The 1,581-nt window shown below is 59.2% G+C and carries 2 protein-coding genes; both read right to left on the reverse strand.

The window, feature by feature from the left end:
• Nucleotides 1-212 precede the first annotated feature (212 nt).
• On the reverse strand, nt 213-944 hold the full coding sequence (hisA, locus tag L692_RS0102090; RefSeq protein WP_025696763.1) for a 1-(5-phosphoribosyl)-5-[(5-phosphoribosylamino)methylideneamino]imidazole-4-carboxamide isomerase: 732 nt from the start codon (nt 942-944) through the stop codon (nt 213-215).
• A 109-nt stretch (nt 945-1,053) separates the two neighbouring features.
• Nucleotides 1,054-1,581: imidazole glycerol phosphate synthase subunit HisH (gene hisH / locus L692_RS0102095; RefSeq protein ID WP_025696765.1), on the reverse strand; the 528-nt coding region annotated here is incomplete at its 5' end.

Below are 1,581 nucleotides of genomic sequence, written 5' to 3' on the forward strand. Positions count from 1 at the left end.
TAACTGCCAAAACCCCTTAAAACCTTCGCGTGCCGCGTTTTTGGCCCCTCCGGGACGGCGGCTTCGCTCCGCCTGCTCAACTGCCAAAACCCCTTAACACCTTCGCGTGCCGCGTTTTTGGCCCCTTCGGGGCGGCGGGCTTCGCTCCGCCTGCTCAACTGCTAAAAACCCTTAACGCCTCGCGTGCTGCGGTTCTGGCCTCCAGGCCAGGCTTACTTCAGCGCGGCCAAAGCTTCGGCAAGCTTGATGTTGCCGGTATAGAGCGCCTTGCCGACGATAGCGCCGCCGATGCCGCTGTCCTTATGCGCGCTGAGACGCAGCAGATCGTCCTGAACGGTCACCCCGCCGGAGGCGATAACGCTTTTGCCGCTGGCCTGCGCCATGGCGAGAATGCCCTCCACATTCGGGCCCTGCATCATTCCGTCGCGGGAAATATCCGTGTAGATAAAGGTTTCCGCGCCCTTGGACGCGAGCTCCTTCGCGAGATCCGTAGCCAGCACCTCGGAGGTGTTCAGCCAGCCATGCGTAGCGACATAACCGTTCCGCGCATCGATGCCGATCGCGACTTTATCGCCGTATTTTGCCAATACGGTTTCGGTAAACTCCCGGTCATTGATGGCGGCGGTGCCGATGATGACGCGGCTGACGCCGAGCGACAGCAGCTTCTCCACATCCTCCAGCGTGCGCAGTCCTCCCCCGACCTGAACTGGCACATTCACACCAGCGGCGATCGATCCGATAATGTCGATATTGACGGGATGTCCGGCTTTCGCGCCGTCGAGATCAACAAGATGGATGAACTCTCCGCCCTGCGCTTCCCATGATTTGGCCATATCGAGCGGACTGTCCCCGTAGACCGTTTCCTGATTATAGTCGCCCTGCAGCAGCCTGACGCACTTTCCGTTCCGGATATCAATCGCCGGATACACGATAAAAGAAGACATTTTTGCCGTTCCCCGCTTTCCCGTTGCTAAATTCATATATTCATGGCGCGGACGCCGATTCTCCTGAAACTCCGATGACGCCCGCACACGTTTTTATATGGGTAACCCATCAAATTTCCAGCTTCAAAAACTGCTCAAGCAGCTTTCTTCCAAGCTCCCCGCTCTTCTCGGGATGAAACTGCATGCCAAACACACTGCCCCGCCCGACGATAGCCGTAACCGGATGTCCGTAATCCGTTACGGCCAGTAAATCGCTGTCTGCGTCAACCAGCGCATGATAGGAGTGAACGAAGTAGACATGTCCCTCCTCCAGCCCCCCAAGCAGCGGGTTCTCCGGCTGGAGATACTGGAGCTTGTTCCAGCCCATATGCGGCACTTTATAGCCTTCTCTCGGCTCAAACCGCACCACCGTTCCCGGCAAAAGATCCAGCCCCTCATGGCTGCCGTATTCCTCGCCCCGGGTGAACAGGAGCTGCATGCCGAGGCAGATGCCGAGCAGCGGCTGCTGGCCCTTCGCCGCGACCTCTTTGACAACGGTGTCCAGCCCGCTCTGCCGCAGATGCTCCATCGCGTCGCCGAACGCGCCGACGCCGGGCAGAATAACGCGGTCCGCAGCCAGTATCTCGGCAGCTTCCCC

Origin of the sequence: Paenibacillus forsythiae T98 (assembly GCF_000520735.1) — a bacterium.
Taxonomy (GTDB): Bacteria; Bacillota; Bacilli; order Paenibacillales; family Paenibacillaceae; genus Paenibacillus_AQ; species Paenibacillus_AQ forsythiae.